The organism is Bradyrhizobium sp. CCBAU 53351 (assembly GCF_015291745.1).
Classification (GTDB): Bacteria; Pseudomonadota; Alphaproteobacteria; order Rhizobiales; family Xanthobacteraceae; genus Bradyrhizobium.
This window is the reverse complement of the sequence record NZ_CP030059.1, coordinates 2,625,900-2,649,638: the sequence shown is the minus strand read 5'-3', so window position 1 is coordinate 2,649,638 and position 23,739 is coordinate 2,625,900. Positions and strand designations below refer to the sequence as shown.

25 protein-coding genes are annotated in these 23,739 nt (G+C 64.2%); 10 read left to right on the top strand and 15 right to left on the bottom strand.

Features of this window, described 5'->3' with window-relative positions; genetic code table 11:
• Positions 1-31: 31 nt before the first annotated feature.
• Genes XH83_RS12340 through XH83_RS12330 form a run of 3 tightly spaced genes read left to right on the top strand, consistent with a single transcriptional unit; the run spans position 32 to position 3,227 of the window.
• A complete protein-coding gene (locus tag XH83_RS12340) occupies positions 32-1,453 on the top strand; it encodes an ABC transporter substrate-binding protein (RefSeq protein ID WP_194407251.1) in 1,422 nt (473 codons plus the stop codon).
• Entirely contained in the window at positions 1,450-2,358 is a 909-nt protein-coding gene (locus XH83_RS12335) for an ABC transporter permease (protein ID WP_194407250.1), read from the top strand. Before XH83_RS12340 ends, XH83_RS12335 begins: the two co-directional genes overlap by 4 nt.
• Positions 2,355-3,227, top strand: coding sequence for an ABC transporter ATP-binding protein (locus XH83_RS12330; RefSeq protein WP_246776455.1), 873 nt, complete (start codon positions 2,355-2,357; stop codon positions 3,225-3,227). Before XH83_RS12335 ends, XH83_RS12330 begins: the two co-directional genes overlap by 4 nt.
• Before the next feature lie 132 nt (positions 3,228-3,359).
• Here XH83_RS12330 and XH83_RS12325 read toward each other — a convergent pair whose 3' ends face one another.
• The 7 genes from XH83_RS12325 to XH83_RS12295 form a co-directional block, all read right to left on the bottom strand.
• Complete coding sequence (locus XH83_RS12325) at positions 3,360-4,418, bottom strand: YeiH family protein (protein ID WP_194407248.1); 1,059 nt, start codon at positions 4,416-4,418, stop codon at positions 3,360-3,362.
• Positions 4,419-4,546: 128 nt separating this feature from the next.
• A complete protein-coding gene (locus XH83_RS12320) occupies positions 4,547-4,765 on the bottom strand; it encodes a hypothetical protein (protein ID WP_194407247.1) in 219 nt (72 codons plus the stop codon).
• A 163-nt stretch (positions 4,766-4,928) separates the two neighbouring features.
• Positions 4,929-5,642: an ABC transporter ATP-binding protein gene (locus XH83_RS12315; RefSeq protein ID WP_194407246.1), complete on the bottom strand. Its 714-nt coding sequence runs from the start codon at positions 5,640-5,642 to the stop codon at positions 4,929-4,931.
• The gene (locus tag XH83_RS12310; protein ID WP_194407245.1) at positions 5,639-6,394 is read right to left on the bottom strand and encodes an ABC transporter ATP-binding protein; all 756 of its coding nucleotides are present in this window, start codon (positions 6,392-6,394) and stop codon (positions 5,639-5,641) included. Before XH83_RS12310 ends, XH83_RS12315 begins: the two co-directional genes overlap by 4 nt.
• A 2-nt stretch (positions 6,395-6,396) precedes the next feature.
• A complete protein-coding gene (locus XH83_RS12305; RefSeq protein ID WP_194407244.1) occupies positions 6,397-7,416 on the bottom strand; it encodes a branched-chain amino acid ABC transporter permease in 1,020 nt (339 codons plus the stop codon).
• A complete protein-coding gene (locus XH83_RS12300; RefSeq protein ID WP_194407243.1) occupies positions 7,413-8,315 on the bottom strand; it encodes a branched-chain amino acid ABC transporter permease in 903 nt (300 codons plus the stop codon). The genes XH83_RS12305 and XH83_RS12300 overlap by 4 nt, the downstream gene beginning before the upstream one ends.
• Before the next feature lie 89 nt (positions 8,316-8,404).
• Positions 8,405-9,664 carry an ABC transporter substrate-binding protein gene (locus tag XH83_RS12295; RefSeq protein ID WP_194407242.1) on the bottom strand — a complete coding sequence of 420 codons (1,260 nt, stop codon included), beginning with the start codon at positions 9,662-9,664 and terminating at the stop codon, positions 8,405-8,407.
• A gap of 174 nt (positions 9,665-9,838) precedes the next feature.
• Between XH83_RS12295 and XH83_RS12290 the strand changes: the two genes are divergently transcribed.
• Genes XH83_RS12290 through XH83_RS12280 form a run of 3 tightly spaced genes read left to right on the top strand, consistent with a single transcriptional unit; the run spans position 9,839 to position 13,868 of the window.
• Positions 9,839-11,332, top strand: coding sequence for an AMP-binding protein (locus XH83_RS12290; RefSeq protein ID WP_194408243.1), 1,494 nt, complete (start codon positions 9,839-9,841; stop codon positions 11,330-11,332).
• Positions 11,329-11,964, top strand: a complete 636-nt coding sequence (locus XH83_RS12285; protein ID WP_194407241.1) for a TetR/AcrR family transcriptional regulator — start codon at positions 11,329-11,331, stop codon at positions 11,962-11,964. Before XH83_RS12290 ends, XH83_RS12285 begins: the two co-directional genes overlap by 4 nt.
• Complete coding sequence (locus tag XH83_RS12280; protein ID WP_194407240.1) at positions 11,961-13,868, top strand: NAD(P)/FAD-dependent oxidoreductase; 1,908 nt, start codon at positions 11,961-11,963, stop codon at positions 13,866-13,868. Before XH83_RS12285 ends, XH83_RS12280 begins: the two co-directional genes overlap by 4 nt.
• Before the next feature lie 36 nt (positions 13,869-13,904).
• Here XH83_RS12280 and ald read toward each other — a convergent pair whose 3' ends face one another.
• Positions 13,905-15,020, bottom strand: coding sequence for an alanine dehydrogenase (ald, locus tag XH83_RS12275; protein WP_194407239.1), 1,116 nt, complete (start codon positions 15,018-15,020; stop codon positions 13,905-13,907).
• A gap of 143 nt (positions 15,021-15,163) precedes the next feature.
• Between ald and XH83_RS12270 the strand changes: the two genes are divergently transcribed.
• On the top strand, positions 15,164-15,643 hold the full coding sequence (locus XH83_RS12270; protein ID WP_194407238.1) for an Lrp/AsnC family transcriptional regulator: 480 nt from the start codon (positions 15,164-15,166) through the stop codon (positions 15,641-15,643).
• A gap of 61 nt (positions 15,644-15,704) precedes the next feature.
• Here XH83_RS12270 and XH83_RS12265 read toward each other — a convergent pair whose 3' ends face one another.
• From XH83_RS12265 to XH83_RS12255, 3 genes are all read right to left on the bottom strand, one after another.
• On the bottom strand, positions 15,705-15,917 hold the full coding sequence (locus XH83_RS12265; RefSeq protein ID WP_194407237.1) for a hypothetical protein: 213 nt from the start codon (positions 15,915-15,917) through the stop codon (positions 15,705-15,707).
• A gap of 121 nt (positions 15,918-16,038) precedes the next feature.
• Positions 16,039-16,488 (bottom strand): flagellar basal body rod protein FlgC, encoded by a 450-nt coding sequence (locus XH83_RS12260; RefSeq protein WP_194407236.1) that lies wholly within the window; start codon positions 16,486-16,488, stop codon positions 16,039-16,041.
• Between the two features lie 115 nt (positions 16,489-16,603).
• Positions 16,604-17,653, bottom strand: a complete 1,050-nt coding sequence (locus XH83_RS12255) for a hydroxyacid dehydrogenase (RefSeq protein WP_194407235.1) — start codon at positions 17,651-17,653, stop codon at positions 16,604-16,606.
• A 241-nt stretch (positions 17,654-17,894) separates the two neighbouring features.
• Here XH83_RS12255 and XH83_RS12250 point away from each other — a divergent pair, with 241 nt between their 5' ends.
• The 3 genes from XH83_RS12250 to XH83_RS12240 all read left to right on the top strand — a co-directional run bounded on the left by XH83_RS12250 (position 17,895) and on the right by XH83_RS12240 (position 19,521).
• On the top strand, positions 17,895-18,461 hold the full coding sequence (locus XH83_RS12250; protein WP_194407234.1) for a thiamine pyrophosphate-binding protein: 567 nt from the start codon (positions 17,895-17,897) through the stop codon (positions 18,459-18,461).
• Positions 18,458-19,066 carry a thiamine pyrophosphate-dependent enzyme gene (locus XH83_RS12245; RefSeq protein ID WP_194407233.1) on the top strand — a complete coding sequence of 203 codons (609 nt, stop codon included), beginning with the start codon at positions 18,458-18,460 and terminating at the stop codon, positions 19,064-19,066. The genes XH83_RS12250 and XH83_RS12245 overlap by 4 nt, the downstream gene beginning before the upstream one ends.
• Before the next feature lie 77 nt (positions 19,067-19,143).
• Positions 19,144-19,521 carry a VanZ family protein gene (locus XH83_RS12240; RefSeq protein ID WP_194407232.1) on the top strand — a complete coding sequence of 126 codons (378 nt, stop codon included), beginning with the start codon at positions 19,144-19,146 and terminating at the stop codon, positions 19,519-19,521.
• Between the two features lie 40 nt (positions 19,522-19,561).
• Here the strand turns inward: XH83_RS12240 and XH83_RS12235 are convergent, their stop codons facing one another.
• The 4 genes from XH83_RS12235 to gcl all read right to left on the bottom strand — a co-directional run bounded on the left by XH83_RS12235 (position 19,562) and on the right by gcl (position 23,649).
• Positions 19,562-19,945, bottom strand: coding sequence for a DUF1236 domain-containing protein (locus XH83_RS12235; RefSeq protein ID WP_018315876.1), 384 nt, complete (start codon positions 19,943-19,945; stop codon positions 19,562-19,564).
• A 114-nt stretch (positions 19,946-20,059) separates the two neighbouring features.
• Positions 20,060-20,947, bottom strand: a complete 888-nt coding sequence (locus tag XH83_RS12230) for a 2-hydroxy-3-oxopropionate reductase (protein ID WP_194407231.1) — start codon at positions 20,945-20,947, stop codon at positions 20,060-20,062.
• Positions 20,948-21,059: 112 nt separating this feature from the next.
• On the bottom strand, positions 21,060-21,845 hold the full coding sequence (hyi, locus tag XH83_RS12225) for a hydroxypyruvate isomerase (RefSeq protein WP_038947129.1): 786 nt from the start codon (positions 21,843-21,845) through the stop codon (positions 21,060-21,062).
• A gap of 13 nt (positions 21,846-21,858) precedes the next feature.
• On the bottom strand, positions 21,859-23,649 hold the full coding sequence (gcl, locus tag XH83_RS12220) for a glyoxylate carboligase (RefSeq protein ID WP_194407230.1): 1,791 nt from the start codon (positions 23,647-23,649) through the stop codon (positions 21,859-21,861).
• Positions 23,650-23,739: the final 90 nt, after the last annotated feature.

The following is a 23,739-nucleotide window of genomic DNA, read 5'->3' as shown; positions in this document are numbered from 1 at the left end:
CCACAGCACATCCAACCGAATGAGGATGAGAATGGTCCGCCATCTTCCCACGCTCTCAATCGCGATGTCGGTGACGTCGCTGGCGCTTCTAACTGCGCCGCCAGCCTCCGCGGAAACCGTCACGCTCGGCATCGGAACGCAGGACACCACGACCAACACGGTGACTGCGGGCGTCGTCATCCGACAGCTGCACCTCCTCGAAAAGTACCTACCGAAGGACGGCAAGTACGCCAACATCAAGTTCGAGCTGGAGTGGCAGAACTTCACCTCCGGTCCGCCCGTCACCAATGCGATGATGGCGAACAAGCTGCAGATCGGCATGATGGGCGACTATCCGCTGATCGTGAACGGCTTCACCTTCGAGAGCAATCCCGACAGCAAGAGCCGCCTCGTCGGCGTCGCGGCCTACAGCCTCGCTGGTTCCGGCAACGGTATCGTCGTTCACAAGGATTCGCCCTATTACGAACTCGCCGACCTGAAAGGCAAGCTCGTCAGCGTGCCGTTCGGCTCCGCGGCGCACGGCATGGTGCTGAAGGCGATGCAGGATCGCGGCTACGCGTCCGACTTCTTTCAGCTCGTCAGCCAGAGCCCCGAGGTCGGCTCGACCAATCTTCAGGAGAAGAAGATTGACGCGCACGCCGACTTCGTTCCGTTCGCCGAGCTGCTGCCCTTCCGCGGCTTCGCGCGAAAGATCTTCGACGGCGTCGAGACCAATCTGCCGACGTGGCACGGCGTGGTCGTGAGAACCGACTTTGCGGAGAAGTATCCCGAGGTCGTCGTCGCCTACTTCAAGGCGCTGATCGCCGCCAATCAGTGGCTGCGCGACGATCCCAAGCTCGCGGCCGAGAAAATCCAGGAATGGACCGGCATCAACAAGGAAGTCGTCTACATCTTCCTGGGCCCCGGCGGCAACATGACCACCGACCCCACCATCAAGCCGGCGCTGATCGATGCCGCAGCGACCGACGTCAAGGTGCTGCAGAACCTCGGCCGCATGAAGGAGTTTGATCCGAAGAAATGGGTCGACGAAAGCTACATCCGCAAGGCCTTTGCCGAGATGAAGCTCGACTATGACGCCCAGCTTGCAAGCACCAAGAATTACGAGATCTCCGGCGAAGATTCCTTCTGCAAGAAGCCGATCGCCGACCCCCGCAAGGCCGGCGAGGTCTGGGTGGATGGCGCCGGCATCATGCCCTTCTCGTCCGCCGCCTGCACACTTGGCGCCTACGCTGACTACAAGGCCAAGGGCAAGAAGATCAACGTGGCCTACGTCTTCGATTCGACCCGCGGCATCAAGCTGTTCGCCGATCAGGCCTTCTTCGCGATCGGCAATGGCGAGGTCGCCCCGTTCCTTCTCAAGAAGGATGCCGAAGCCTACGCCGCCAAGATCAGCGGCAAGGTGCTCGGCTTCGATGACGCAGTGAAGATCGCCGTCGGCGGAGGCAAGACGTGAGCAGTCCCGCCCTCCTCAGGCATTCCGAGGACAGCATGCCGGCACCGGCCATTGCAGAGGCGGGCCTCGCGCCCGCCGTCACACCTCCCGCAACACCGCCCTCTTTCGGCACGCTCGCGCTGCGATGGTACCGGTTGAACCAGGGCCGGCTGCGCGCGACCGCCATCGGCGTCATCTCGCTGCTCGCATTCCTGCTGGTCTGGCACCTGCTCACGACCTATCGCGTCGTGTTCTTCGTACGCTTCACCAACGTACCCTCGCCGCTCGCGGTCTATGCAAGCTTCACCAAGGCGATCCACGACCCCAAATTCCTGATGCACATTCTGCTCAGCTGCCGGCGCATCTTCATCGGCTTCTCGCTGGCTGCGATCGTCGGCGTACCGCTCGGTCTGATCATGGGCCGCTTCAAGCTGGTGCATGAGATGATCTTCCCGGTGGCGGAGGTGCTGCGGCCGATTCCCGCGATCGCCTGGGTGCCGATGGCGATCATGCTGTGGCCGACCAACGAGCAGAGCATCGTCTTCATCACCTTCCTCGGTTCGTTCTTTCCGATCCTCGTCAATACGCTGCACGGCATGTCGCTGGTCGATCCGGTGCTGGTCCGCGCCGCGCAATGTCTCGGCGCGCGCGAGCGTTCGATCTTCCGTGAGGTTTATTTCCCGGCGTCGATGCCGCACATCTTCACCGGCCTCACCGTCGGCATGGGCGTCGCCTGGGTATCGCTGATCGCCGCCGAGATGATCTCCGGGCAATACGGCATCGGCTACTTCACCTGGGAAGCCTATTCGCTGGTCCAGTACGCCGACATCGCGCTCGGTATGATTGCGATCGGCGTGCTCGGGCTCGGATCGAGCATGTTGATCCGGGGGGCCGGACGATTGGTGATGCCATGGAGGACGACGTGAACGAGATCATTGCGGCCACGCCGAAGGGCCATATCGAGGTCAAGAACTTCTCCCTCGCCTATGAGTCCATCGAGGGACCGGTACAGGCGGTCACCGATACGCAAATCCATGTGAAGCCCGGCGAGTTCGTCTCGATCGTCGGCCCCTCCGGTTGCGGAAAGTCGACGCTGCTCAACGCAGTCGCCGGCTTCCTCAGGCCCACCACCGGCATCGTCACCGTCGACGGCGAGCGCGTGAACGGCCCCAGCGCCGAGCGCGGCATGGTGTTCCAGCAATATTCGCTGTTTCCCTGGAAGACGGTGCGCGAGAACGTCGAATTCGGCCTGAAGATGCGCGGCATGCCGCGCTCGCAGCGCGAGCGGGCGGCACGCACGCTGCTCGGCCTCGCCGGGCTCGAGGCATTCGAGAAGCATTATCCGGAAAAACTCTCCGGCGGCATGAAGCAGCGCGTCGGCATCGTCCGCGCACTCGCCACCGGTCCGAAAGTGCTACTGCTGGACGAGCCGTTCGGCGCGCTCGACGCGCAAACTCGTGTCATCATGCAGCAGATCCTCACCAATATGTGGCAGCGGCTGAAGATCTCGGTGCTGTTCGTCACCCACGACATCGACGAGGCGATCTTCCTGTCCGACCGCGTTTACTGCATGACCGCGCGCCCCGGCTCGATCAAGGCGGAGATCCCGATCCCGCTGGAGCGGCCCCGCCAGCAATCCATGATGATGTCGTCGGAGTTTCTGGCGCTCCGCCGTGGGCTGATGTCGCTGATCCGCGAGGAAAGCCTCAAGGCGATGGGCGGTGAGATCAACGACATGGGCATGCAGGGGCTCAACATCGAGCTGCACGGGCATTCGCTGGCGGATGTGCTTTAGATTTCGGCTCGCAGCGATGACGGTCTCATAAGGATGGGCGAAGTTTAAGCGAGCCCACCAATGTCGCGCACCGAAACGGATCGTGGGCACGGCGCATCGCGCCATTGCCCACTCTACGGCAGTTTACCCTGATCACTTGAACCAGTGGACCAGCGCGATGCTGATGCCGAGCAACAGCATCAGCGACAGCGTCACGGCGGCCGTCACCCTGCCCCCGACATTGGCGAGCACGCGGACGTCGACGCCCAATCCGAGCGCGGCCATCGACACCACGGTGAGAAAGCTGGTGATCTTCGTGATCGGCGCCACCACTGTGCTGGGCACAATCTCCAGCGAGCGCAGCGTCGCCAGCGCGAGGAAGCCGAGGATGAACCAGGGGACCAAGCGGAAGAACCCCACATTGGCCTTCTTGGCGCCGGCCTGCCAGCGCGAGGCGACGAGCGACAGGCCGACAACCACGGGCCCGAGCATCAGGACGCGCATCAGCTTCACGAGCGTGCCGATCTGGGTCGAGACGAGACCAGCCGGCACCGTCGCTGCGAGCACTTGCGGGACCGCATAAACCGTGAGGCCTGCAAGGATGCCGTATTGTGTGGCGGACAAATGCAGCAGCGGGATCAGCAGCGGCAGGCCCAGCACCATCATCACGCCCAGGATCGCAGTGAAGGAGATCGAGGACGCGATCTCGTCGTTGTTGGCGCCGATGATCGGCGCCACCGCCGCGATCGCGGAATTGCCGCAAATCGAGTTGCCGCAGGCGATCAGGATCGACAGGCGTGTCGACAGGCCGAGCATGCGGCTGAGCCCGAAGGAGACGCAGAGCGCGATCACGACGACCGCGGCGATCGAGGCCAAAAGCGCGATACCCGAGGCGGCGATGGCCGCGAAGCTGATGGAGGCGCCCAGCAGCATCACAGCGACTTCGAGGAGTTGTTTGGCGCTGAAGGCGATCCCGGCCTGCCAGCGCGGAGCGGGCTTCCAGAAGCTGCGAAGCGCCATGCCGAGCAGGATCGCCATCACCAGCGCTTCGACATAGGGATGCTCGAAGAAGCCCAGTTCCAGGTGCTCGAGCAGGGCCGAGACGCCAGCGACGGCAACGCAGAGGAGAATGCCGGGAATCAGCGCGACGACGCGGCTCGTGGCAGTGGTCGGTTTGGCGTCGGTCGGGCTGGATGCTTGATTCTGCGACACAAATCTCTCCCAGAGGAGAAAGATTTATACGCACGGCGATCAGATTGGGGAATAAGTTTTCGGCATATCAGGGCCGAGGGAAGTTCTGCCGTCAGCTCGGAATAAGCGGCTGAGAAGATCAGGCGGCCTTAGAAGATCAGGCCCCTGGCCAGCGAAGCGACCCGGCTGAAGCCGTCATAGATACCCGGCTCGAAGAAGGCCGCCCGCGCCAGCACGATGCCCGCGACCAGCGACCAGAACACCGTCGTGCCGGCCCGCAGCAGGAGCTTTGAGGCACGCGACTTCGGCTGAGTGTCCGTTGCGGACACCAGCTGCTCGCCGAAGGGCTCAAATCCGGTGCGTTCCATGACCGTCAATCCATCAAATCGTGATGGGAATGTCGTCGTTTCGGCCGAAAACGGCAATGGAAGCGATTGGCGTTTTTGCCTCCCGGAGGGGAAACTCCTTCCGCCAGAGGCCCCTGAGACAATAGTTTTCTTCTGATGCCCTATTTGGGCACCGGTCCGCCCGTTACAGCGCCAGATAACGCCGCCGGATGGTATCGTTGGCCTTGAGCTCGTCGATTCCGGCGGCATAGACGATCTGGCCCTTGTCGATGACCGTGGCGTGGCTCGCAAGGCCCAAGCAGAAATGCATGTTCTGCTCGGCAATCAGCACGGTCGATCCCAGTGAACGGAGCTGCCGCAGCAGCTCGCCGATCCGCTGCACGATGATCGGCGCGAGCCCCTCGCTCGGCTCGTCCAGCAGCAGCAGTGCCGGATTGCCCATCAGCGTGCGCGCGATCGCCAGCATCTGCTGCTCGCCGCCCGAGAGGCGCCCGGCGATGCGATGGCGCAGCGGCTCCAGCAGCGGGAAGACGTCGTAGATGCGCTTGATCGGCCATTCGTCCTGGCCCTCGGGCCCGCGCTTCTTCCCGATGACCAGATTGTCCTCGACGCTGTGCTCCGGGAAGATCTGACGATCCTCCGGCACGAAGCCGAGCCCGGCACGTGCGATGTGGTGCGGCTTGCGGCCGGAAATCACCGCGCCGCGCAGGCTCACCCGGCCGCGCCGCGGCGGCGCCAGCCCCATGATCGCCTTCATCGTCGTCGACTTGCCGGCGCCGTTGCGGCCGAGCAGCGCCATGGTCTCGCCCTGCCGCACCGACAGGCCGACACCGAACAGGATCTGGCTGGTGCCGTAATAGACGTCGAGATCAGCGACTTCGATGACGACAGCACTCATGCGGCCGCTCCCGCATGCTCGGCGCCGAGATAAGCATCGATCACGGCGCTGTTGTTGCGAATCTCGTCGGGCGTGCCCGTTGCCAGGATGCGGCCGTAGCAGAGCACGACGATTTTGGGCGCGATCTTGAACACGATGTCCATGTCGTGCTCGATGAAGACGACCGTGATCTTCTGGATCTCCCAGAGCTCCCGCACCTTGTCGATCATGCGCCAGCGCTCTTCCGGTCCCATGCCGGCCGTCGGCTCGTCCAGCAGCAGCACTTTCGGCTCGAGCACCAGCGCAAGGGCAATGTCGAGGAGCTTCTGGTCGCCGTGCGACAGCGTCGCCGCGATGCGATTGCGTTTGCTTGCGAGCCCCAGCAGCTCCATGACATGCTCGGCGCGGTCCCGCGTCTCCGGCAATGGAAAGCGTTTATGCAGCACCGCGGATGAACGCTGGTCCGCGCTGACAGCAGCGAGCATGGTCTCCTGCACCGTCAGCGATTTGAAGATGCTGGCGACCTGGAAGGCACGACCGATGCCGTGCCGCACGATCTCCGGCGGCGAGCGGCCGGCGAGATCGACGCCGTCGAGCAGGACTTGTCCGGTGTCAGGCTTGAGCGCGCCGGTGATCAGGTTGAAGAACGTGCTCTTGCCGGCGCCGTTCGGGCCGATCACCGCCGTCAGCGAGCCGTCGGGGAAGTCGAGCGAGACGTCGTTGGTCGCCTTCACGCCGCCGAAGGACTTTGCGAGGTTGCGGATCTCGAGCATGGCTAGGGCCCCTCGCCCGTCTCGCGCCGGCGCGTCACCCATTCGGCGACGAAATCGAGCAGGCCTTTGCGCAGGCCTAGCGCGAAGAATAGGATGACCACGCCGAGCACGATGCCGTGATACTCGGTGACGCGCGTGACGGTGTCGTTGAGCAGCAAGAGCAGCACGGTGCCGACTATCGGGCCGAGGAAGGTCGAGACGCCGCCGAGCATGTTGATGAAAATGCCTTCGCCCGAGATGGTCCAGTAGGCAAACTCGGGATAGGCACCCGAGACGAACAGCGCCATCACCATGCCGCCCATGGACGCGAACAGCGCCGCCAGCACGAAGACGGTGAGCTTGGCGCGCCAGACGTCGATGCCGAGGAAGCTCGCGCGCGCGGCATTGTCGCGGATCATGCGCAAGGTGTAGCCGAACGGCGATTGCGCGATCTGTCGCATCGCCAGCAGGCCGAGGACCAAAAGCGCGCAGCTCGTGACATAGAGATGGACGTGGTTGGACAGGTCGATGCCGAGAAATGCAGGCCTCGGAATGCCGCCACGCAGGCCCTGATCGCCGCCGGTGAAGGACGCCCAGGACAGGATGGTCGAGTGGATCAGCATCTGGAAGGCGAGCGTGACGAAGGCGAAATAGATCTCCTTCAGCCGCACGCAGATCGCGCCGATCACAGCGGCGACCACCGCCGTGATCGCGAGCGTCGCGACGAAGGCGACCGGAATGGGCACGGCAAGCTTCTGCATGATCAGGCCGAAGCCGTAGGCGCCAAGGCCGAAGAACATGCCATGGCCGAACGAGGTCAACCCGGTGTAGCCGACCAGGAGATTGAGCGACGTCGCGAACAGGCCGTAAGCCGAGCAGCGGATCACGAAATCGAGCAGCGCCTTGCTGCCAGTGAACAGCGGAAGGCTCGCCAGCACCGTGAAGGCGATCAGCGCAATCAGGACGTCGCGATAACGCCCAAGCGCGATGCCACCGCGCACTGGCACCAACCTCTCGGCACGCCCGGCCTCGAGCTCGGTCATGCCGCCTCCTTGCCGAACAGGCCGGTGGGTTTTGAGACCAGCACGATCACCATGAACAGATACATCAGCCCTTCCGTGAACAAGGGAAAGCCGAGCGAGCCGAACGAGCGGATGAGGCCCAGCAGCAGCGCGCCGATCAGCGCGCCCAGGATCGAGCCCATGCCGCCGATCACGGTGACGATGAAGGATTCGATCAGCACCGAAAAACCCATCCCCGGCGTCAGCGAGCGCACCGGTGCTGCGAGCGCGCCGGCAAGGCCCGCCAGCATGCCGCCGAGCGCGAACACGCCGCCATAGATCAGGCCGGTGTTGATGCCGAGCGCGGAGACCATGCCGGGATTATGCGCGGCGGCGCGGATCACCTTGCCGATGCGGCTGCGCGAGAGCCCGATGCCGAGCACGATCGCCGCGACGAGCGCGACGCCGATCAGCAACAGATAATAGGGCGGCACCACGCCGCCGGCGATGAACAGCGGCATCACCTGGAACGCCGAGGGCATGCCCATCGACTTGAATTCGGGTCCCCAGATGATGCGCACGATATCGTCGAAGATCAGCACGAAGGCGTAGCAGACGAGGAGCTGCATCAACACGTCGGCGCCATAGACGCGGCTCATGAACACGCGCTCGAAGATCAGGCCGAGGATCGCCGTGCCGGCTGCGCCGGCCAGCATCGCAAGGGCAAAGCTCTCCGTGAGCTGATACGTCGTCATCGCAAAATAGGCGCCGAACATGTAGAAGGCGCCGTGGCTGAAATTGACCACCTTGAGCACGCCGAAAATCAGGGTCAGCCCGACCGCGACCAGGAACAGCAGCATGCCGATGATGAGGCCGCTGGTGGTCTGCGTCACCAGGCAGGCGGAGCTGGCGAGGCAGCCGGCGAGCGCGTCGATGTCCACGGAAGCACTTTCATTGTCGCGCGCCCAAGACGGCGCGGAGGACCAAACGAAAACGGCGGAGACGGTCACCCGCCCCGCCGCGCATCGGATTAGGTGTAGCCCTTGCTCTTCTTCCACTCGGCCTCGAGCTCGAAAATCGTCTTCCAGTCGCCGGCCTTGACCTCGGGCACATAGGGCTCCTGCGGGATCGTGGTGCCCCAGCCGATGGCGTAGCCTACCAGCGTGTGGTCCTCGCCGCGCATCGTCACGGTGCCGTCTGCGCCGAACGGGCACTTGATGGTGAGGCCCTTCAGCACCTCCGCGAGCTTCTTGCCGTCCGCCGAGTTTGCCTTCTTGGCGGCTTCGGCCAGGAACATCACCGCGGTCGCGTTCTGCCACGACCAATTGGTCGGGTATTCGTTGTACTTGGCCTTGTAGGCATCACCCCAGGCGGCGTTCTCCGGCGTGGTCGGGAACGTCTTGATGTAGCGATTGCCGGAATGGATGCCCTTGGGCAGGTTCTTCACCACCGTGAGCGCGGTGTAATCGGCCATGTTGACCGCGAACACCTCCATTTGATTGAACATCGCGTAGATGTTGGCCTGGTCGATGTAGGAGGTGAGATCGCCGCCCCACAGGCAGGAGTACAGCGCCTGCGGCTTGGCCTGCAAAATCTTCGTCACCACCTCGGTGTAGTCGGGCTGGAACAGCTTCGGCCAGGACTCGCTGATGATCTCGACGTCAGGCGCAAAGCGCTTCAGGTACAGCGTGAACTCGCCGGTGGTGTCGCGGCCATAGGCATAGTCGGGCGAGCAGGTCGCCCATTTCTTCAAGCCCTTGGTTTTGGCGATCGAGGCGGCGTAGCTGCCGCCGACGATGGAATCATGAATGCCCTGACGGACGCAGCGGAACGCGTTGGGGATGTGCTGCTTTGGATCGGCCGTGAGCGAGGATGCTTCCGAGCAGGTGTGGATGCAGAGCACGCCGAGATCGCGCGCGACCTCGTGCACCGCGAACGATCCGGACGACGCCTCGCCGTCGAGCAGCAATTCGCAGCCGTCGGTGTTGACGAGCTCTCGCGCAACGCGCGCGGCTTCCTGCGGCTGGCCCTTGGAGTCGCGGATCACCATCTCGATCTGCCGGCCGGCAAGGCCGCCGGCGGCGTTGACCTTCTCGACCTCGAGCATCACCGCGTTGCGCGAGGACGTGCCGAGCTGCGCCACGCGGCCCGACAGGATCGTCGGCATTCCGATCTTGACGGTCTTGGCTTGGGCGCGCGCCACCCAGGGCGCGGCAAACGTCATCGCTCCGGCGCCCATCAGCGCCAGTGTTGAACGGCGGCTGATCCCCGGACTGCGGGTTCTCGTCATTTTCCCCTCCCTCTTTCGGGTCGGCGTTTTCCTGGTCCCTTGCCGGAGATCGTCTCGTCTCCGTGTTCTCAAGGATTTCAGAGGGCGGGGGGTGACGTCAAGCCAAAGATGAATTACGAGTCAGAATTCATCGAGGGAGGAATCGAGGCCGGCAACCGGCCCAACATCCGCAAAATGATCAATCTTTCGAGCTTCATCGCCTTCCATGCCCGACGCACGCCGGACCGGCCCGCGCTGAAATATCGCGGCGAGGAGATTTCCTACGCGGCGTTCGATGCGCGCGTCCGAACGGCGGCAGGCTGGCTCGCTGCGCGAGGCATCGGCGCCGGCGACGTCGTCGCCGTGCTCATGAAGAACAGCGCGGCGTTCCTGGAGCTCGTCTTCGCCACCAGCCATCTCGGCGCGGTGCTTCTACCGATCAACTTCCGCCTCTCCCGCGACGAGGTCGGCTACATCGCCAGCCATGCTGGCGCGAGGCTGCTGATCGTCGACGAGGAACTGGCCGCGAACGCCGCGGGCACAAGGACGGTCGTGCTCGACGAGACCGCGCAGCAGAGCATCACGCATCTCGCAGGCGACGCGCCGCCCGCGCCGATGCATCGCTGCGCGCCATCCGACCTGATGCGGCTGATGTACACCTCGGGCACCACCGACCGCCCCAAGGGCGTGATGCTCTCTTACGACAATTTCTACTGGAAGTGCGCGGACCAGACGATCGCGCTCGGCCTTGGCGCCGAGACGCGGCTGCTCGTCGTCGGTCCGCTCTATCATGTCGGCGCGCTCGATTTGCCCGGCATCGCCGTGCTCTGGCATGGCGGCTTCATTCGCATCGAACGCAATTTCGAGCCGGAGAGCGCACTTGCGGCGATCGCCGAGGACAAGCTCAACGCCGCCTGGTTCGCCCCCGTGATGACCACGGCGATGCTGACCTGCCCGAGGCGTGACTGTTATGACGTCTCCAGCCTGAAATGGGCGATCGGCGGCGGCGAGAAGACGCCGGAGATGCGCATCCGCGCCTTCTCCGAATATTTCCGGAACGCGCGCTATATCGATGCCTATGGCCTCACCGAAACGGTTGGCGGCGACACCTTCATGGAGGCCGGCCGCGAGATCGAGAAGATCGGCTCGACCGGGCGCGCCATCGCCCATGTCGAGATCGAAATCCGCGACGAGGACGGCAAGACTTTGCCGCCGAACGTCACCGGCGAGATCTGCCTGCGCGGTCCCAAGATCACGCGCGGCTATTGGAAGGATCCGGAGAAGACGGCGTCCGCCTTCTTCGGTGACTGGTTCCGCAGCGGCGACGTCGGCTATCTCGACGGGGAAGGCTTCCTCTACCTGACCGACCGCAAGAAGGACATGATCATCTCCGGCGGCGAGAACATCGCCTCCTCCGAGGTCGAGCGCGTCATCTATGAATTACCGGGGGTGCGCGAAGTCGCAGTGATTGGCCTCCGCGACACACGCTGGGGCGAGCGGCCGGTCGCCGTGGTCGTTTTGGCGGAAGGTGCCGTAATGGAGCTACCTGCTCTCACCGAGCACTGCCGCGCGCGGCTGGCGAGCTTCAAGGTGCCGAAAGAGCTGATCCTGCGAGACAGCCTCCCGCGCAATCCCAGTGGCAAGATCCTCAAGCGCGTCCTGCGCGCCGAGCTGGAGACGTCTGAATGACGCAAGCGACCGCCAAGGTGACCAAGCTGAACCGCGTCGAGCGCAACGCCTGGACCAAGCAGAAGATCTTTGAGGCCGCCACCAAGGTCGTCGGCAAGCATGGCTATGCGGAGGCCTCCGTCGCCCGCATCACCGAACAGGCCGGCGTCGCGCAGGGCACCTTCTATAATCATTTCGAGAACCGCCAGGAGCTGCTCGACCAGCTGCTACCGAAGATCGGCCTCGACATGGTCCAGTTCATCCGCGCCCGCACCGGCACGGCGGATGCGGCACGCCAGGAGATCGAGCGCTTCTCAGCTTTCTTCGACTTCATCCGCGAGGTGCCGGAATTCCTGCGCATCCTCAACGAGGCCGAGTTCTTCGCACCCATCGGCTATCAGAAGCATCTCGACAACATTTCGGTCGCCTATGTCCGAATCCTGCGCCGGGCGCGCGCGTCAGGCGCGATTCACGATTATAGCGATGAGGAATTCGAGGCAATCGTCCACATGCTGATGGGCGCGCGCGGCTATCTCAGCCGCCGCTATTCCTATTCGCAAGACGGCGTCACCGCCGTGCCCGAGCACGTCATCTCCGCCTATCGCAAGCTGATGACGCGCGGCCTCTTCACCGGATTCGGAGACATGCCATGAACATCGAATCTCCGCACAGGCTCGACCTTGCCTCGACAATCGCGGAAGGCGACATCCGCTGTCTCCTGATGGTGCTGGTGCACATGACCGGGGACGAGAAATGGCTCGCGCCGCCGTACTTGCCGAAGCGCGATATCCGCCTCATTCCCGATCCCGAGGCCGGGGTGCCGCGGGAGATCCAGGACGAAATCCGCGCCGCAGTGGTCAAGCTCTTCGTCGATGGTACGCCAAAACCCGTCATCGCCGACCCCGGCGAGGAGCTGCTGCTGAAGATGATGCGCGCCTGTCTCGGCGAGAACGTCGCGCCGGAATATGCGCCGCTGATGCGGGAGGAGATGGGCTTTGTCTCGCGTGAGCCGCGCTGGACCAAGCAGCCGTCGAACGACAAGCTCGCCGTGCAGCATGTACTGATCGTCGGCGCCGGCGTCTGCGCCATCGCGCTTGGCGTGGCGCTCGGCCATCTCGGCATCCCCTACACCATCGTCGAGAAGAACGCCGAGCTTGGCGGCACCTGGTGGATCAACCGCTACCCAGGCTGCGGCGTCGACACGCCAAACCATTCCTATTCCTACTCGTTCGGCTCGGGCAATGCATGGACCCGTTACTTCTGCCAGCGCGAGGAACTGCTCGGTTATCTGCTGAAGGTCGCTGACGAATACGGCATCCGAAAACATCTACGCGTCAACACCGAACTGACCTCGTCGCGCTGGGACGAGGGCAAGAAGCGCTGGATCTCGGCGCTCAAGACCGGGAACGGCGAAGAGACGTTCGAATCCACCGCGCTGGTCAGCGCGATTGGCCAGCTCAACGATCCTTCTCGCGCGCATTTCAAGGGCGAGGAGCATTTCAAGGGAAAAATCCTGCATTCGGCGCTGTGGTCCGACGACATCAAGCTCGACGGCAAGCATGTCGCGGCGATCGGCACCGGCGCGACATCGATGCAGCTGGTGCCGTCGATCGCCAGCCGCGTCGCCTCGATCGCGGTCTATCAGCGCAGCGCGCAATGGGCGCGGCCGGTGAAGGGTTATGCCGATCCGATCAGCGAGGGCGCGCGCTGGCTGCTGGCGCATCTGCCGTTCTATGTGCAGTGGTATCGCTTCAACATGTTCTGGCGCTATGGCGACGGCCTCTTGCCTTTCCTGCGCAAGGACCCGGCCTGGCCGCATCCCGAGCGCGCCGTCAACAAGGGCAACGATCGGCACCGCCAGGAGCTGACGGACTTTATCCTGTCGGAGCTACAAGGCCGTCCCGACCTGATTGAAAAATGCGTGCCGACCTATCCGCCCTACGGCAAGCGCATCCTGCTCGACAACAACTGGTTCAAGACGCTCACGCGCGACAATGTCGAGCTCGTCACCGACACGATCGACCATTTCGACGAGACCGGCATCGTCACCGCCGACGGCAAGCATCGTCCCGCAGACATCATCGTGGTCGCGACCGGCTTCAAGGTGACGGAAATGGCGGCCCGCCTCAACATCAGCGGCCGCGACGGCAAGGATTTGCGCGAGGCTTGGGCCAACGACAATCCAACCGCGTTTCTCGGCCTCACCGTGCCCGACTTTCCGAACTTCTTCTGCATGCTCGGGCCGAACTCCGGCCCGGCCCATGGCGGCAGCGTCATCTTCCAGTCCGAATGCCAGAGCCGCTACATCGCCGCTTGTCTCGCCAGCATGATCGAGCAAGACGTCGCCGCGATCGACGTCCGCCAGGACGTGCTCGACGACTATGTCCGCAAGGTCGACGCCGAGCACGAGGCGATGATCTGGACGCATCCGGGCATGAGCACCTATTACCGCAACTCGAGCGGCCGTGTGTTCTCGGCGATGCCGTGGCGCTTCGTGGACTATTGGCGCATGACGCACGATCCGGATCTGCGGCAGTACAGGGTGACGAAGGGGTAAGAAAGACGCCGGCTCCGCGGAGCTACAGGTGTACTCTTATGCCGCCAGCCCGCTCTCCACCGGCGCGAAATCCAGCCCGAGACTCTCCGCCACCGCCCTGTTGGTAATGCGGCCGCGATGTACGTTCAGACCGTCGCGCAAATGCGGTTTTTCCAGCACCGCAGCAAAGCCCCTGTTCGCCAGCGTCAGGCCGAACGGCAGCGTCGCGTTGTTCAGGGCCTGGCTCGAGGTCACCGGCACGGCGCCCGGCATGTTGGCGACGCAATAGTGCACGATGCCGTCCATCTCATAGGTCGGATCGGCATGCGTGGTCGGATGCGAGGTCTCGAAACAGCCGCCCTGGTCGATCGCGACGTCGACCAGCACGGCACCGGGCCGCATCGTCTTCAGCATGTCGCGCGTCACCAGCTTGGGTGCGCTGGCGCCCGGCACCAGAACCGCGCCGATCACGACGTCGGCGGCGAACACTTCCTCCTCGACCGATTCGATGGTCGAGAAGCGGGTGCGCACGCGTCCGGCAAAGAGATCGTCCAATTCGCGCAAGCGTGGAATCGAGCGGTCGATCACGGTGACTTCGGCACCGAGGCCCGCGGCCATGCGGGCCGCCTGCGTTCCGACCACGCCACCGCCAAGCACGACGACGCGCGCCGGCTGCACGCCGGGCACGCCGCCCAGCAGCAGGCCACGGCCGCCGGCCGAGCGCCTGAGCGCGGCGCCGGCGGCCTCGATGGCGAGGCGGCCGGCGACTTCGCTCATCGGGGCGAGCAGCGGGAGGTGGCCGTTCGCGTCCGTGACGGTTTCATAGGCGACCGCCGTGCAGCCGGAGGCAAGCAGCCCCTTGGCCTGCTCCGGATCCGGCGCAAGATGAAGATAGGTAAACAGAATCTGGCCTTCTCGAAGCTGGGCCCACTCACTCTTCTGCGGCTCCTTCACCTTCACGATCATGTCGGACCTGGTAAAGATGTCGCGGGCGCTGTCGGCAATGCTGGCCCCTGCCCGCCGATACACCTCGTCGGGCGCGCCGATGCCGGCGCCAGCGCCGGTCTCGACCTCTACCTGATGACCCGCCGCGACATATTCACGGACGGCGCCCGGGGTGAGCCCGACGCGATATTCCTGCACCTTGATCTCCTTGGGAACACCGACGCGCATCTTGCTCTCCCTGGCCAACGCATTGATTCCGCTCTTCATCGTAGCGAGGGGGCAGGTTTGGTTTCGTGCAAATATCCGCTAGTTTCATTGAGCCCGCGCCGGTTTCCGGCGCCGAAATGTCCTTTCACGCTGGAGACCAAACTTTGGCCCTCGACCGGAAAGACCTCGCGATCCTCGCGGAACTCACGACCAATGCGCGCGCCAGTCATACCGAACTCGCCAACAAGATCGGCTTGTCGAGCACCGCGCTGGCCCGGCGGCAGAAGACGCTCGAGGACGACGGCTACATCCAGGCCTACCAGGCCGCGCTCGACCTCACCCAGTTCGGCCTCACCACCACGGTGCTGGTCCGGATCGCGCTGGAGAGCCAGAGCGACGACGCGCTGAAGGCATTCGAGGCGGAGGTGGTGAAATGCCCTTCCGTCGTGCGCTGCTTCCTGATGTCGGGCACCGACGATTACATCCTCATCGTGCTGGCCCGCGACATCCAGGATTTCGAGCGCATCCATCGCACCGAGCTATCCCGGCTGCCGCGCGTCGCACGCGTGCAATCGAGCTTCGCGCTGCGCGAAATCGTCAACCGTGCAGTGCCGATCGTGGTGTTCGGCGAAGCCAAGCGCTAGCTGCGTCGACCGCGGCTCAAATCACTTGAGTGTGCGCCCTGCTTGCTCGAACAACGAGCCCTCACGACGGATAATCGGCCGGTCTCACATGGATGCGGTCGGCATGCAGCGACCAGTGATGCAGCGCCTGGTCCTTGCAGAATCTCGCTTTCGCCCGCTCCTTGGCCTCGTCCTCGTCGGCGGCGTCGATCTCCAGCGTACCCTGGCAAATCTCGCTCTGCCGGCCGTACTCGCCGAGCACATTCTTCATGAACTTGACGACATAGGTTGACATGGGACCTCCCTGCTGCCCCGGCGACACTCTAGTCCCATTTAGGCCGGATGGGGAAAGGAGATTTTGACGCGGATCAAGGCCAGGCAAAGTTCCCGGCGCCCATTCGGGCAGCAATCCGCCCTCATGTGGTGATGTCGAGCAGCGACTTTTCCGTTTCCGCGTAGGCCTGAATGACCTTTGCGCTGGCAATGAAGCTGTACTTTGCGGCCGCCAGTTGGACGAATTCGCTGGCGATATCGACATTCGGCGCGGCGACCAGGCCATCCTGGTTGGCGAAGGGAGCGCTTGGGTCGTATTGTGCGGTGTAGCTCGGCGATACCGTCGACACCGTCGCGACCGTGCCGCCCGGCGTCGAGCCGCTCGATTGGTCGACCTGGTCGACGCGCAATGGCATGTAAGCTGCGGGATACGTCGGAGCGATGCCCGAACTGCCCGTGGCGGCCTGCGGGCTCGATGCGCCCGACGCTGGCAGCGGGCCCGTCGTTTGAACGTTGGCGATGTTGCTCGCAGCAACATTCACACGCAAACTCACCGCAGAAAGCCCGGATGTCGCAATCGAGAATATGCTCATGGACTTTCAACTACAGGACAAGTGATACGCGTCCACTTACCCCGTCGATAAGATGCGGCGCTTTGCCTTTCCGTCGCGGTAACCAATGATCGGAGCGCGCTGACCCTTCGCGCCCCTACCCCGGCGTCACGCCGAACGCCTGCTTGAAGCGCTCCGCATAGCGCGGCCAGACCTCGGGATTGATGATACGCGGCGGGCGCTTGCCGTCGAGCGTGTCCAGCACCTGCTCGGCCGCGATCCGGCCCATGTTTTGGCGCGCCTCGATGGTGACGCCGGCGGTGTGCGGGCTCGCCAGAACGTTGTCGAACTGGAGCAGCGGATGCTCCGGCGGCGGGGGCTCCTTGGACCAGACGTCGAGGCCGGCACCGGCGATGCGCTTGTCGCGCAGCGCCTGGAGCAACGCATCCTCGTCGTGAATGAAGCCGCGCGCCGTGGTGATGAAGTAGGCATGCGGCTGCATCAGCGCAAACTCGCGCGTGCTGATCATGTTGCGGCTGCCCTTGTCGAGCGGACAGGAGATCGAGACGAAGTCAGACCGGCGCAAAAGCTCGTCGAGCTCGACCTTCTCCCCGCCCCGCTCGGCCATCACCTCGGCCGACAGATACGGGTCATAGGCCAGCACCTTCATGCCGAGCAGGCCCTTGCACAAAGCGGCGATGCGGCGGCCGACATTGCCGAGGCCGATGATGCCGACGGTCTTGTGCTCGACCTCGTTGCCGACCAGCTCGTTGCGGTTGACGTTGGCTTCCCGGCGCAGCCTGCGATCGGACTGGATGATGCGTTTGGACAGCGTCAGCATCATCGCCAGCGCGTGCTCGGCCACCGAATGGGCGTTGCCGCCGGACTGGTTGACGACCAGCACCCCCGCCTCCGTGCAGGCCTCGACGTCGACAGGATCGAAGCCGGCGCCATTGCTGGAGACAAGTAGCAGGTTCGGCGCGCGCTTCAGCAAGGCGGCATCGACATGGAAATGCGGGGCGAGTTCGTCGCGGGCCGCGCCGATCTGGTAGACATGCGCCGCGCTCATGATCGGCGCGTAGAAATCTTCGGGGCTCTCGTTCTCGATCCGATCGAGCCGGACGTCGGGCCGCGCCTTCAGGATGTCCACGTAGATCGGATTGGCCAGGTATTTGACGTAGAAGACGCGCTTGCTGTTGACGGACATCAGGACCCTTCCGGCTCTCTTGAGGGGCCGCAAGGTCAGCGCGATCCGCGCCCGTCCGTGCCTCCCTCCCATTTTGTAATTGTCGCCGCTTATGACACGGCGGTGCCGGCCATGGCAGGCCGTCTGGCGCAGATCACGGTGCCGGCCCGGACATGTTGACAATCCCGCTCGCTCCGTCAAGTTCGGCTGACAGCCGCGGCGGCCAAGGAAGAAGCATGCGCGGCGGCAAGGGAGAACGCAAATGGCGATTGCGGAACGGCAGGCTTCGCCCGAGGCGACCCAAGGGTCCAGCGACCGAAGCTGGCACGGCATCGTCCTGCAAACCCTGAAGCGGAACGAGATCAGCCTCGTCCCCTACGTGCCCGACCGCGTGCTGACCCCGCTGATCAAGAATCTGCATGCCGATCCCTTCTTCACCACCTTCACCACGGCTCGCGAGGAGGAGGCGGTCGGCATCGTCTCGGGCGCCTGGATGGGCGGTCGGCGCGGCGCGGTGCTGATGCAGACCTCGGGCTTTGCGACGCTCGCCAACGTGCTCGCCTCGCTCGCAGTGCCCTACCAGATTCCCCTGATCATGTTCGTCTCCGAACGAGGCACGCTCGGCGAGTTCAACTACGGGCAGTCGCTGGTCTGCCGCACCATGCGCCCGGTGCTGGATTCGCTCGCGCTGGAGCACCACACCATCACCCGGCTCGACGAGCTCGAATTCATCTCCGACCGCTCGATCAAGCAGGCCGTCACGACGCAGGCGCCGGTGGCCCTGATCCTCAACCCGCTGCTCACCGGCGGCAAGACCTTCGACAAATGAGTTTGGCGATGGATACCCGCAACACCAAGGTCATGAACCGCTTCGACGTCACCTCGCGGCTGATCGCAAAGCTCAAGCACGAGGAAGCCGTGATCGGCGGCATCGGCAACACCAATTTCGACCTCTGGGCCGCCGGCCACCGCCCGCAGAATTTCTACATGCTTGGCAGCATGGGGCTCGCCTTTCCAATCGCGCTCGGCGTGGCGCTGGCGCAGCCCGACCGCCGAGTCTTCGCGCTCGAAGGCGACGGCTCGCTGCTGATGCAGCTCGGCGCGCTCTCGACCATTGCGGCGTTGAAGCCGAAGAACCTCATCATGATCGTGATGGACAACGGCATCTACCAGATTACCGGCGCACAGCCGACACCTGCGGCGGGCGTCGCGGACATCGTTGCCATCGCGATCGGCTCCGGCCTTGCCAATAGCGCGTGGGCTGCGGACGAGGAGGATTTCGAACGCCTGGTTGACGCGGCCATGTCCGCCGCCGAGCCACACCTGATTGCGGTCCGGATCGACGACAAGCCCGGCGTCGGCGCCACGAGGCGTGATCCCGTGCAGATCCGGGAGCGGTTCATGCATGGGCTCGGCGTGCGCGAGCCACTTTAACGTTTCGTCATTAACTACACAGCGATCTGATGGAGGGACTGTACCGGCCCGCCGCAGATCTGTGCTAAGCGAAACGGATGTCCATTTTGGTACGTTCCTTTGCCTGGCTGCTCGCGGCCGCCGTGACCTTCGCGACCCTCGGTCCCCCCGGCCTGCGGCCTCATTCCGACCTCGGTCAGGACGGCGAACATGCAGTCGCATTCATCCTGGTGGGGCTGGCCTTCGGCCTCGCCTATCCGCGCCGGCGCCTGCTCAGTACAGCGGCCGCGATCGTCCTGATCGGGGTGCTCGAGTTGATGCAGTTTTGGGCACCCGGACGCCATGCCCGGCTGGAGGATTTTCTGGTCGACGCGCTCACCGCCTGCATCGGCTTTGCGCTCGCGGCCGTGGCCGATTGGCTGCTGACGCGCTTTCGCGCTGGCCCCGCCGTCACAAGCGAAGGCCCCGCGGAGTGACACTCCGCAGGGCCCGTCTTTCAACATATGGAATTGCCGATCAGTCGATGATCTTGACGACGCGGCGCGTGCGTGGCTCCACGATCACGCGGCGATCGTTCACGACCGCATAGCGATACTCGGTGTAGTTCGGCACCGGCCGCAGCACGACGGTGGGTGGCAGCGGCTCACCGACCACGACGCGCTCCTCGACCACGACGGAGTCGCTGCGAGGAATTCCGCCGAGGACCGCATTCGGAATTTCAAGACCGGCGCCGACGGCCGCGCCGACGGTGCCGCCGACCATCGCTCCGATCGGACCGCCGATGTCGCCGCCCGCACGCGCACCATCCCTGGCGCCCTGCTCGGTCGTCGACTGGGCAAAGGCGGCGCTCGACGCCAGCAGCGACGCGGCAGCCAACGTAATCGCAAGACGGGTTTTCATGTTGTTTTGTCTCCAGTGATTGTCCTGCGCCTTCAACCGCGGGGCCGGGGCATTGTTCCGGTTCCCCCGTGGCGAAAGACGCAGCAAACACGAAGACTGTTACCGCGTAACAGTTCAGGCTGCGGCGATCTCGTGGCTCGCCATCAGTTCCAGAGCCCGCACCATCGCCGAATGATCCCAGCCCTTGCCGCCATGCGCGGCGCAGGCCGAGAACAATTGCTGCGCGACCGCCGTGCTCGGCAGCGACAGGCCGAGCGCGCGCGCGCCTTCCAGCGCGAGGTTGAGATCCTTCTGGTGCAGCTCGATGCGGAATCCGGGATCGAAATTGCGCTTCACCATGCGCTCGCCGTGGACTTCGAGGATCCGCGAGGAGGCGAACCCGCCCATCAGCGCCTGCCGCACCAGCGCGGGATCGGCCCCAGCCTTCGATGCAAACAGCAGCGCCTCGCTCACCGCCTCGATCGTCAGCGCGACGATGATCTGGTTGGCGACCTTGGTCGTCTGCCCGTCGCCATTGGCGCCAACGCGGGTGACGTTCTTGCCCATCCTGTCGAAAGCCGGCTTCATGGTGTTGAAGGCCCGTTCCGGCCCGCCGACCATGATGGTGAGGCTCGCCGCCTTGGCGCCGACCTCGCCGCCTGAGACCGGCGCGTCGAGATAGTCCGCGCCGAGCGCCTCGATCTTCTTCGCAAATTCTTTCGTCGCCAACGGCGAGATCGAGCTCATGTCGACGACGATCTTGCCCTTGGAGATGCCGCTCGCAACCCCGTCCTTGCCGAACAGCACCGCCTCAACATGCGGCGTATCCGGCACCATGATGATGACGGCATCCGCTCCTTCCGCGACCTCCTTGGCCGACTTGCACGCAACGCCGCCCGCGGCGATCAGCTCCGGCGAAACCGGCGCGACGTCGTGCAGGAGAACGCGATGGCCCGCGCTCAGGAGGTGGCCGGCCATCGGCCGTCCCATGGTGCCAAGTCCGATGAAGCCGATGTCGATCATGTCTGGGTTTCCTCTCGATTTGGGCGAAGTCGTATCCACTGGCTCGGTACACCTTCCCCGCTTGCAGGAGAGGGAGCGCACCGTCATCGCAGCTGCATCTGAGCCCGAGCTCCTATGTCTCAAACGTCTGCGCGGCGTGCCACGAAAGCCCTTCCAGCGTCGTAGTGCGCGGCTTGTATTCGCAGCCGATCCAGCCGCGATAGCCGATCGCGTCGAGATGGCGGAACAGGAAGGGATAGTTGATCTCGCCGGTGCCGGGCTCGTGCCGGCCGGGATTGTCGGCGAGCTGGATATGGGCGATTTGCGGCAGATATTCCTGCATGGTGCGGGCGAGATCGCCCTCCATGATCTGCATGTGATAGATGTCGTACTGGACGAACAGATTGTTCGACCGCACCTCCGAGATCAGCTGTATCGCCTGCTCGGTGCCGTTGAGGAAGAAGCCGGGAATGTCGAGCGTATTGATCGGCTCGACCAGCAGCTTGATGTTTTCCCTTGCCAGCGTCGAGGCGGCAAAGCGCAGGTTTCCGACCAGCGTCTCGTTCAGCTCGCGCGGATCGGCGTCGGCAGGCGCAATACCCACGAGACAGTTGAGCTGCTCGCAATCGAGCGCCTTGGCATAGTCGATGGCGCGGAACACGCCGTCACGGAATTCAGCGGTGCGATCGGGCAGGATCGCAATGCCGCGCTCGCCCCCCGCCCAGTTACCCGCCGGCAGATTGTGCAGCACCTGCGTCAACCCGTGGGCCTCGAGCTGCTCGCGCAGCTGCGCCTTGTCGAAATCATAGGGAAAGAGATATTCGACCCCCGAGAAGCCCGCCGCCTTCGCCGCTGCGAAGCGGTCGAGGAACGGCATCTCGTTGAAGAGCATGGTGAGGTTGGCGGCAAACTTCGGCATGATGCTTCTTCCCTTATTCAGCCGGCTGCAACACGCCGGGCCTGACGGTCCCGACCTCGTCGAGCGGCAGATCCAGCACCTCCTCGAACTCGACGATGTTGTCGATCTCGGTGCCCATCGCGATGTTGGTGACGCGTTCGAGGATGAACTCGACGACGACAGGCACGCGGTGCTTGGCCATCAATTCGCGCGCGGTCGCGAACGCCGCCTGTGCGTCCTTCGGATCGGTGACGCGGATCGCCTTGCAGCCGAGACCCTCGGCGACCGCGACATGGTCGACGCCGTAGCCATTGAGCTCCGGTGCGTTGACGTTCTCGAAGGAGAGCTGGACATGATAGTCCATGTCGAAGCCGCGCTGGGCCTGACGGATCAGGCCGAGATAGGAATTGTTCACCACGACGTGGATATAGGGCAGATTGAACTGGGCCCCGACCGCGAGCTCCTCGATCAGGAACTGGAAGTCGTAGTCGCCCGATAGCGCAACGATGTCGCGATCCGGGCACGCGGCACGCACGCCGAGGGCGGCGGGCAAGGTCCAGCCGAGCGGCCCCGCCTGCCCGGCATTGATCCAGTTGCGTGGGCGATAGACGCCGAGGAACTGGGCGCCAGCGATCTGCGACAGGCCGATCACGGTGACGTAGCAGGTGTCGCGACCAAAGGCCTTGGTCATCTCCTCATAGACGCGCTGCGGCTTGATCGGGACGTTGTCGAAATGACTCTTGCGCAGCATGGTCTTCTTGCGGTCGCGGCAGGAAGCGGGCCACGCCTGGCGCTCGCGAAGCCTGCCTGCCCGGCGCCACTCCCTGGCGACGGTGACGAACAGCTCGAGCGCGGCCTTCGCGTCCGAGACGATGCCGAGATCGGGATTGAACACGCGCCCGATCTGCGTCGGCTCGATGTCGACATGCACGAAGGTGCGGCCTTTGGTGTAGGTTTCGACCGAGCCGGTGTGGCGGTTGGCCCAGCGGTTGCCGATGCCGAGCACGAAGTCCGACTCCAGCATCGTGGCATTGCCGTAGCGATGGCTGGTCTGAAGCCCGACCATGCCGGCCATCAGCACGTGATCGTCGGGGATCGCGCCCCACCCCATCAGGGTCGGGACAACAGGCACGTTGGCGATCTCGGCGAATTCGACCAGGAGATCCGAGGCGTCGGCATTGATGATGCCGCCGCCCGCGACGATCAACGGCCGCTCGGCGGCGTTGAGCATCTCCAGCGCCTTCTCGACCTGCTTGCGGGTCGCGGTGGGCTTGTAGACCGGCAGCGGCTCATAGGTCTCATCGTCGAACTCGATTTCGGCGAGCTGCACGTCGAGCGGCATGTCGATCAGCACCGGCCCCGGCCGGCCCGAGCGCATCACATGAAACGCCTGGCTGAACACCCGCGGCACCAGCGCGGGCTCGCGCACGGTCACCGCCCATTTGGTCACGGGCTTGGCGATCGACTCGATATCGACGGCCTGGAAATCCTCCTTGTAGAGCCGCGCGCGCGGCGCCTGCCCGGTGATGCAGAGGATCGGGATGGAATCGGCGATCGCGGAATAAAGCCCGGTGATCATGTCGGTGCCCGCCGGCCCCGAGGTTCCGATGCAGACGCCGATATTGCCGGCCTTGGCGCGCGTGTAGCCCTCGGCCATGTGCGAGGCACCCTCGACATGCCGCGCCAGGATGTGGCGGATCGAGCCGCGCTTCTTCAGCGCCGAGTAAAGCGGATTGATCGCAGCCCCGGGAACTCCGAAGGCGGTGGAGACACCCTCCTTTTCCAGAATTCGCACGGCAGCATCGATAGCTCGCATCTTCGCCATATCGGACCTCGCTCGAGTTGCGTCAGCGAGCGAGATCATCGGGCGCGCAGCATACGATCTCAACGAGATCGATTTTATTTTCCACGATGC

Bases quoted from the DNA above. Each gene is read 5' to 3' on its own strand.
- XH83_RS12315 (WP_194407246.1), bottom strand. From the start codon at position 5,642: ATGAGTGCTGTCGTCATCGAAGTCGCTGATCTCGACGTCTATTACGGC.
- XH83_RS12320 (WP_194407247.1), bottom strand. From the start codon at position 4,765: ATGGAACGCACCGGATTTGAGCCCTTCGGCGAGCAGCTGGTGTCCGCA.
- XH83_RS12305 (WP_194407244.1), bottom strand. From the start codon at position 7,416: ATGACCGAGCTCGAGGCCGGGCGTGCCGAGAGGTTGGTGCCAGTGCGC.
- XH83_RS12265 (WP_194407237.1), bottom strand. From the start codon at position 15,917: ATGTCAACCTATGTCGTCAAGTTCATGAAGAATGTGCTCGGCGAGTAC.
- hyi (WP_038947129.1), bottom strand. From the start codon at position 21,845: ATGCCGAAGTTTGCCGCCAACCTCACCATGCTCTTCAACGAGATGCCG.
- XH83_RS12245 (WP_194407233.1), top strand. From the start codon at position 18,458: ATGAGTTTGGCGATGGATACCCGCAACACCAAGGTCATGAACCGCTTC.
- XH83_RS12285 (WP_194407241.1), top strand. From the start codon at position 11,329: ATGACGCAAGCGACCGCCAAGGTGACCAAGCTGAACCGCGTCGAGCGC.
- XH83_RS12255 (WP_194407235.1), bottom strand. From the start codon at position 17,653: ATGTCCGTCAACAGCAAGCGCGTCTTCTACGTCAAATACCTGGCCAAT.
- XH83_RS12340 (WP_194407251.1), top strand. From the start codon at position 32: ATGGTCCGCCATCTTCCCACGCTCTCAATCGCGATGTCGGTGACGTCG.
- gcl (WP_194407230.1), bottom strand. From the start codon at position 23,649: ATGGCGAAGATGCGAGCTATCGATGCTGCCGTGCGAATTCTGGAAAAG.
- XH83_RS12295 (WP_194407242.1), bottom strand. From the start codon at position 9,664: ATGACGAGAACCCGCAGTCCGGGGATCAGCCGCCGTTCAACACTGGCG.
- XH83_RS12235 (WP_018315876.1), bottom strand. From the start codon at position 19,945: ATGAAAACCCGTCTTGCGATTACGTTGGCTGCCGCGTCGCTGCTGGCG.
- XH83_RS12310 (WP_194407245.1), bottom strand. From the start codon at position 6,394: ATGCTCGAGATCCGCAACCTCGCAAAGTCCTTCGGCGGCGTGAAGGCG.
- ald (WP_194407239.1), bottom strand. From the start codon at position 15,020: ATGCGCGTCGGTGTTCCCAAGGAGATCAAGGTGCAGGAATATCGCGTC.
- XH83_RS12230 (WP_194407231.1), bottom strand. From the start codon at position 20,947: ATGATCGACATCGGCTTCATCGGACTTGGCACCATGGGACGGCCGATG.
- XH83_RS12250 (WP_194407234.1), top strand. From the start codon at position 17,895: ATGGCGATTGCGGAACGGCAGGCTTCGCCCGAGGCGACCCAAGGGTCC.
- XH83_RS12290 (WP_194408243.1), top strand. From the start codon at position 9,839: ATGATCAATCTTTCGAGCTTCATCGCCTTCCATGCCCGACGCACGCCG.
- XH83_RS12280 (WP_194407240.1), top strand. From the start codon at position 11,961: ATGAACATCGAATCTCCGCACAGGCTCGACCTTGCCTCGACAATCGCG.
- XH83_RS12240 (WP_194407232.1), top strand. From the start codon at position 19,144: ATGTCCATTTTGGTACGTTCCTTTGCCTGGCTGCTCGCGGCCGCCGTG.
- XH83_RS12260 (WP_194407236.1), bottom strand. From the start codon at position 16,488: ATGAGCATATTCTCGATTGCGACATCCGGGCTTTCTGCGGTGAGTTTG.